At 26.2% G+C, this 7618-nt stretch carries 10 protein-coding genes and 1 CRISPR repeat array; of the genes, 3 read left to right on the top strand and 7 right to left on the bottom strand.

Translation table 11 applies throughout. The features are described from left to right. Positions 1 to 561: 561 nt before the first annotated feature. Positions 562 to 919: a CRISPR direct-repeat array (repeat unit 28 nt; unit sequence ATTCGTACAGCACCTGTTGATGTTTATC). 705 nt (positions 920 to 1624) lie between these two features. The 7 genes from F553_RS0111265 to F553_RS12015 all read right to left on the bottom strand — a co-directional run bounded on the left by F553_RS0111265 (position 1625) and on the right by F553_RS12015 (position 3952). Then, a complete protein-coding gene (locus F553_RS0111265) occupies positions 1625 to 2167 on the bottom strand; it encodes a rolling circle replication-associated protein (RefSeq protein ID WP_019000177.1) in 543 nt (180 codons plus the stop codon). 22 nt (positions 2168 to 2189) lie between these two features. Further along, entirely contained in the window at positions 2190 to 2396 is a 207-nt protein-coding gene (locus F553_RS0111260; protein WP_019000176.1) for a hypothetical protein, read from the bottom strand. Positions 2397 to 2525: 129 nt separating this feature from the next. Continuing rightward, positions 2526 to 2804 carry a hypothetical protein gene (locus tag F553_RS0111255; RefSeq protein ID WP_019000175.1) on the bottom strand — a complete coding sequence of 93 codons (279 nt, stop codon included), beginning with the start codon at positions 2802 to 2804 and terminating at the stop codon, positions 2526 to 2528. Between the two features lie 10 nt (positions 2805 to 2814). Next, entirely contained in the window at positions 2815 to 3063 is a 249-nt protein-coding gene (locus F553_RS0111250; RefSeq protein WP_019000174.1) for a hypothetical protein, read from the bottom strand. Between the two features lie 117 nt (positions 3064 to 3180). Continuing rightward, on the bottom strand, positions 3181 to 3432 hold the full coding sequence (locus F553_RS0111245) for a hypothetical protein (RefSeq protein ID WP_019000173.1): 252 nt from the start codon (positions 3430 to 3432) through the stop codon (positions 3181 to 3183). Between the two features lie 56 nt (positions 3433 to 3488). Continuing rightward, the gene (locus F553_RS0111240; protein ID WP_019000172.1) at positions 3489 to 3701 is read right to left on the bottom strand and encodes a hypothetical protein; all 213 of its coding nucleotides are present in this window, start codon (positions 3699 to 3701) and stop codon (positions 3489 to 3491) included. Positions 3702 to 3751: 50 nt separating this feature from the next. Further along, complete coding sequence (locus F553_RS12015; RefSeq protein WP_019000171.1) at positions 3752 to 3952, bottom strand: helix-turn-helix domain-containing protein; 201 nt, start codon at positions 3950 to 3952, stop codon at positions 3752 to 3754. Between the two features lie 165 nt (positions 3953 to 4117). Here F553_RS12015 and F553_RS12240 point away from each other — a divergent pair, with 165 nt between their 5' ends. From F553_RS12240 to F553_RS0111220, 3 genes are all read left to right on the top strand, one after another. Then, entirely contained in the window at positions 4118 to 4795 is a 678-nt protein-coding gene (locus tag F553_RS12240; RefSeq protein ID WP_019000170.1) for a helix-turn-helix domain-containing protein, read from the top strand. 646 nt (positions 4796 to 5441) lie between these two features. After that, complete coding sequence (locus F553_RS0111225; RefSeq protein ID WP_051081884.1) at positions 5442 to 6152, top strand: Fic family protein; 711 nt, start codon at positions 5442 to 5444, stop codon at positions 6150 to 6152. 196 nt (positions 6153 to 6348) lie between these two features. Then, complete coding sequence (locus F553_RS0111220; RefSeq protein ID WP_019000168.1) at positions 6349 to 7515, top strand: tyrosine-type recombinase/integrase; 1167 nt, start codon at positions 6349 to 6351, stop codon at positions 7513 to 7515. Positions 7516 to 7618 lie beyond the last annotated feature (103 nt).

Below are 7618 nucleotides of genomic sequence, written 5' to 3'. Positions count from 1 at the left end.
TTCAAACTACTAAAAAGCCTTTAAATACTAGATTTATCAAGACTTTGAAACACTTTGAAATATTTCCCTGTATCATTTAATTTAATGGCGGAGAGTGTGGGAACGTCTTATAATATCAATACTTTTCAGCCATTTTATTAAAAAAGGGGCAAAAAAGGGGAATATCACATAAATCACATCTATATAAATACTCAAACCTAGCAATTTTTTACTTTGCTAGGTTTATTTTTATACTCAAATTCTCTACCCAAATAAATTTACCGCTCAACTTCTAAAGAATATCACACATCATAATATAAAATTAAATAATATATTAAATTCTCCGCCATGTACAGACGTTTTTTATTGATGCAGGTCTTATTATATACCGGCATATTTTTATCTATTATATGGCGGTCATAATTTATCAATCTAGCAATACAAAAATATTTACTTAGCTTAGCAGAAAAATAAACTGAAATTTCAATCTTTTTAATTGCAGAAAAAAGACTTGTTATATCCTTTTTCCGTTTTTTCGGAATATGGCAAAATAATGGTTTTATTTAATTAATATTTTAATTTATTTATACAGCACCTGTTGATATTTATCAGAATGTAGTAAAAAAAGAAGGAGAGCTTTGTTAAGTATTCGTACAGCACCTGTTGATATTTATCGCTGGATTAGAAAAAGACAATATTAGTGCAACACCAAGCATTCGTACAGCACCTGTTGATGTTTATCGGGTTTGAAATGTTAGGGAACTTTGTACATGAGATGTATTCGTACAGCACCTGTTGATGTTTATCTATATCTGGCCAGTATTACTTGCCTTTCCTCCACACAGTATTCGTACAGCACCTGTTGATGTTTATCTTAACTTTAGTAGAACAGATAGGGCATAACCATATTGTATTCGTACAGCACCTGTTGATGTTTATCCCTAGTAATATTAGGTTTTATTAATTACATTATAGTTATAAAGTATTGATATTGCAAGGTTTTTAGAAATTTTACCAGCAAATATAAGATATTAGCCATAATTTTATAAAGTCAATAATTACAATATCTATCAAGATTTTATAAAAAATTCGCTGGTAAAATTTTATAAGAAAATATATTTATATATGTATTTCCCCAAATTCTATAAAAAAATACTTATATATCAATATTTTTAATGGAAAAGGAAGGAAATTCATAATTATTTTTTTATATCTAGTTAAATGTTGGGGTTCGCAAGCTACCCGCACTATAAAAAATTTCTAGAAGTACCTTTGACATAAATTTTCATTTATGGCAGATATACCACACCCCATACGGCGATTAGACATATTTTTTATAAATGTGGACTCTCCGATGTATAAAAAAAGCATTGATATATAAGACACTGGGGGCTATATAAGATTTTATATTGCAATCCGCCATATAATATTTATAGTTTACTTATAATATAGTTGTAAGATGTTTGTAATATATTTATATTAAAGAATATCACTTTATTTGATTGTTTAACGGCTAACATTACATATCTATTCTATATTAAAATTTAAAATATAACTTTATTAATTATTGTTATTAGTTTATAAATATATAAACATATATACTTATATAATAAATAATGATATTATATGAATGTTCGTGTATTTATTATTTAGATTTTGGCGGTTTTATACGTATCAGTCTATAAAATTTATATTCGTATTCTACACCGCTATCAAATTCATAAAAGCCGTTTATTATTGAATGTGTGTCTAAATAATAACCTTTTTTGGTTTTTGGCTGTATTTTCCAAGTTTTATGATGTATAACAGCCGTTGAGCGTTGGGGCTTTTGCAGGTTTTGGCTAGAGTTCCAACGCTTTTTGTATATATTAGGCAATACATAAAAAGCATTTCTATTTTTCTTTATAAAATAATTGGCTAAGTTTTCAGCGTCTTGCAAAGTTCCGCCATATAATTTTATTTTCACAAATCCATTTTTCCATATATCACGAATATGAGATATTTTGATAATATTTCTGCTGGTATGAATAATAATATGATGATGTATTTTATTTTTTCCGCCGATTTCTGTTACTACAATATATTTTGCTTCTACATCTAATTTTTTTGCTAATCGTTGCAGTCTTTTTCTAAAGTTGGCTAGATATTTTTTTGCTTCTTCTCCTGATACTGGCTTATCATATGTCAATGTGCAGTATAAATCATTTTCGTTAAAGTTTTGTAGAAGTAACAATCTTAATAAATTGTAACAATCTTAATAAATTAGTAGCGTATTTAATATTTCTTTTTTCCTGCTGTTCTGATGTAGTATTCATCTTATTATTTCTTAGTCTGTTTTTAACTGGTAATCTTTTACTTTTAGTTATTTCTAAAATATCGCCATTTCTTATACTAATCACATCTTTTTTATAAGCCATTTTCTTTTGCTCCTTTCTTTATATTTTTATGTATGGTCATTAAGATAATAACCTTATCAAGTCATAAAGGGCTTTATATAGCCCTAAATTATGTAATATAAAAGCCCCAATTTTAGGGGCTTATTATTTTTAATCTTTAAAATGTAATGATATCCAATTAACTAAAAAATGAAATGTTACTGCATTAACTTTTTGATAAATCACTATGTTTTTACTTGTATTCTTGTTCATATTTAGCCTATATAATTGATTTTTATTTTTATCTCGCTTAGATACAATCAATTTAATGTGTATATTGGTCTCTAAATCTTTCATTTCTAAAGTAAAACTATCATCTACAAGATTAAATCTTTCATATCTATTGTTCATTTTGCCTAAAGTTATAATAATATCTTGTTCATCTTTCATTTTTTCGCCCTCAAGCTTTCATATATTTTTGATGTTTATATTGTATAAATTCTTCAAAACTGGCAAGATGTACCAGCTTTTTTTGTGGGCTTACATCACGAAAAGCCTTTTTATATTTTGGTATTAATCGCATTTCATTTATTAACCGCCATAATGTAGAACGACTGAAATCGTAAAGTTTCAATATATGCTTTAGTTGTACATATACATCATTATTTTTTATTCTGATATCTACTAACGTATCTGCTATAGTACTCATTTTTTATTGCTCCTTAAAATCTTAGAAGTACAATCTTTTATATAAGCATTTATATAGATGTGGTTTATGCTCATGTATTTATTTTTATTAGAATTTGTTATAAAATATAAGTGTCTTTTATTCGTTCCTTGTTTTATTGCAAGGGACTATTTTTTTTAAATCATTAAGTAAATCAACATTTACATCATGCAAATTTTTTAATATAAGATGTAAAGCTTTTTCTTTTGTTTTATCCGTTACATCTTTATTTTTTAATATGCTTTTTAACGTATATTCAATGGCGGTCAAATTAAATACATTTTCAAAAAATCCATTGAATACATTATCATCTAATACATATTTTTCTCTTGTTATAACTTTTAAATTCATATAGTACCTTTTTCAAGCCTTATATATTGTTATATAGGGCTTTTTTTTACACTTTTTTAACAGTCTTTTAAATATTTTTCGTTTAGTTTTATAAAGTTCTTCATGAAATCAAGCGTCTTTTCATCTACTATACTATGATGAACTGTTATATCTTTTCTTTTTTCTTGATAGATTGCTAGGATTTCATCAACAGCGTTGCTATCAGTAGAGAATATAAAAGCTTTTATATTATTGCTTTTATCTGCAACTAAAGAAAAACTTTTTGCCATGTCTTTTGCTCCTTTCATCAATACCGTCAAAAAATATATTGGCGGTTTTTTTATTCTTGTATTAAGTCTTTAGGTTCAACATCTAAAGCCTTTGCTATCTTACCTAGTGATTTATAACTACTAAAAGCACTATCTTTGATAATTTTGCTTATTGTTGTATCTGATAAGCCAGCTTCTTTTGCTAAATCTGTAGGATTGTACAACTTTTTAGCCATAGCATTATTAAAATTATTCTTATTTAAATTTAACATTTCTCAACCCTATTTTTATCTTTTTAAGCTATTTTTAATAAAAATTATCCTATTTAGATTATATATTTAAAATCAATTTTTTTCAAGTAACATGTTTATATTTTTTCTTATATTTAGTTTGATTTTATCCTTTTAAGCTATTATAATATTTTTAGGAGGTATAAAATGAGCTTTCAAAAGAATTTAAAATATTACAGAAAAAAAGCAGGATATAAAACTGCTAGAGATTTTGCAGAGGTTTTAAATATACCTTATGCCAGTTATGTAGCTTATGAAAACAAAAAACGTGAACCCAAATATCAAACCTTAATACAAATTGCTAATGCTTTAAATGTAAGCATAGATAAATTAATTGGTCGATATGATAATCCTTTTGATAATGCAGATATTAAAGATTTAACGCAAAGAATAGCAGATATTTTGTCCATTCAAGAACAAAAAAATATATCATTAAGTTTTTCTTTTAAGCCTACTAAAACATTATTATTTAATATAAATATTGATGATACATCTAATCAAAAAATAGAAGTTGATATATCCTATTTGAAAAAAATATTAGATGATTGTTATTCTAAACATTTTTATAGTAGAGAAAAAGATTTATTAAATACTTTATCTCTTAGTATTGTTAATACCGCTATTAATAGTAATTTAGATAAATTATCTAAACTATTAGAACAAGAAAAAATTTTTACTACTGATATAGATAATATTTTCTTTAATCATAAATTATTATTTTTTGAGGACACTAACTGCAAAGATTTAATGTTACAACATATAAATATTTATAAAAAACTGGAAAAATTAAAGGATAGTTTAATAAATAATACTATTAATAAATAGATACACTAGGCAAGTACCTATTTATCTGATGATTGATTGCATTGCCTAAGCAATTAATTATTAAATAGCTGAAGTAAAACTTTTAGCCCCTGCATTTTTGCGTTGGCTAAAAACAATATATTTAAAACTGTTATTTTAGCAGTTTTAGATTGTTAGAAATTTTACATCTTAACGAACGCATTTTTACGTTGGTTAAAATAAAGACATGCATACAATGCACCACATTATAAACATGATATAAGCTTAAAAATATATGTTATTTCTGAAAGTCCAATTTTGGACTTTCAAAAATAATTGAATAACATATGTAACAGTGGTAAATTACCACCTTAGAAAAATGAGTCAAACCTTAGAAAATGTCATGTTTAAAAAATCTCAAAAGTAAAAAATACCGCCATAAGATAAATACTTTAGGCGGTAATATATAAGGCTTTTTATAGGTACAATCATAAGCACCAACAAAATAAAAGGGCTGAAATTGGCTAATATTTCATCAAAAAAGATTGATGTGTTATTGGCTTTATTAAGTTTACTCATTTTCAAAACTCAAGCTTGAGCCTTGATATTATCTAATAGGCTATGCTTTAAAATCGCTTGTATTGGCGGTTAAATTTTTTGTATCGAGGTGAATTTATTGAAAGAAAGAATTTATTTATCAAATGATTATTTTTCTGATTTACTGGTTAGAATGGCACATCATAGCACCGCCATAGAAGGCAATACATTGACACAAGGGGAAACAAAAAGTATTTTGATTGATAATTATATCCCTCGTGCTATGAATATGCGAGAACTTAACGAGGTATTGAATTATAAATCTTATATTAATCAAATGATTGATGATTTAAAACATGATGCATCAATAAATAATGAGTTTATAAAATCTATTCATGCTATCTTATGTAATAATGCTATTGACGGCGTAGCAGGTAGATTTAAAACTATACCTAATTTAGTAATTGGGGCTGATTTTACACCGACACCGCCTTATTTAGTGCCTAGTGCGTTAGAAGATTGGCGAGCCAATTTACAATATCAAATAGAATTGGCAAAAAATACTGATGAAATAATAGAAAGTATCTTACGCCAGCATATACAATTTGAGCATATACACCCATTTTCAGACGGCAATGGTCGAGTTGGTAGGGCTTTAATTGTTTATAGTTGCTTGCAAGCTCATATCTTACCTATCGTTATACCTGTAAACGACAAACAAAGATATATAAACTGCTTAAATACTGAAAACATGGCTGACTTTATGACTTTTGCCAAAGAACTTCAAGCAAATGAGTTAATTCGATTACAAGCACTAGCAAATAATAATGAGCATGATTTATATATTGAAGTTGATTTATGATAATCGCTTCATGCTGATGAAACACTAGCAGATTTATTTTACTGTATTATGATGAGAACTTTATAAAATTTATCCAGCATATTTTTATATGCTTTTTATTTTATCCATATAGTATTTCAGTGATTTTCAATTATTATATGAGCATTTATATAGATGTGGTTTATGTGAAGATAATACATTGAAAAGGTGGTTTATTATGTGGATTGAGAAAGTTATAAACTCAAAAGGTATTAGATATAAATTTTGTGAAAGGTTCTTAAATCCTAATACTAATAAAATGATAAAATTATCTGTTACATTAAACAGCAATACAACTCACGCCAAAAGAAAAGCTAGAGAATTATTACAAGCTAAATTTAATGATGTAATAAATAAAGCAGAAAAAAAGCAACTTGAAAAGATTAATAATTTAACCTTTATACAAGTTGCTAATGAATGGCTAGAATATACCGCCCCAACTGTAAAAGTTGATACAAGAATAAATCATAAAAATTATATAAAGCGTATAGAAAAAGCCATTTCAGATATGTTATTTATTGATTTTACGCCAGCAATAGCAGAAAAAATAATTCAAGATATGTACTATACTGAAAAATTATCATATAGTTATTCAAATGGTACGTTGGTAATTATAAAATCTATAATGAAATATGCTAAAAAATCACAATATATACAGGATATAAGCGATTTTATAGAAATAAAATTAAAAAAAAGACCTGCTACAAAAAAAGAAGTTCATAAATTACAAAATAAATTTCTAAATGCTGATGAATTAAAATCATGTTTACATCAATTAAAAAAAATAAATTCTCGTATTGCTTTAGCTATGGAATTTATCGCTCTTACTGGTTTACGTTGTGGGGAATTACTCGCCTTGCGTGTTCAAGATTATGATAAGGAAAATTCTAAAATAAATAGTACTCTTTTAAAATCTGCACATAATGGCGAAGATATACAACGTGGTACACCTAAAAATATTTATTCATATCGTGATGTTACTATAAATAATAGAGCAAAATATATACTTGATACTATAATTTTAGAAAATAAAAGGCTTGCCAGCTGGAATTGTAAAAAATATAAAGATAGAGGCTATATTTTTACAAATAGCACTGGCAACCCTTTTAATATTCAATATATCAATAGTAAATTAAGAAAACTAAAAATTACAGATAAAAAGATATCAAGTCATATTTTCCGCCATACTCATATTAGTATATTAGCAGAGTATAATATACCATTAAAAGCTATTATGCAACGTGTAGGACATAATGACCCTAATACAACATTGAGTATTTATACTCATGTTACTGATGCTATGAATAATGAAGTTAAAAATAAATTACAAGCCCTTAGTTTTTAAAAGGGGCAAAAAAGGGGCAAACTTTTTAAAAGCAATAAAAAAAGGAAATACTTCAAACTACTAAAAAGCCTTTAAATACTAGATTTATCAAGACTTTGAAACA

It is taken from the genome of Megamonas rupellensis DSM 19944 (assembly GCF_000378365.1).
Taxonomy (GTDB): Bacteria; Bacillota; Negativicutes; order Selenomonadales; family Selenomonadaceae; genus Megamonas; species Megamonas funiformis.
The sequence above is the reverse complement of the archived record's forward strand: the minus strand, read 5'-3'. Positions and strand labels throughout refer to the sequence as shown.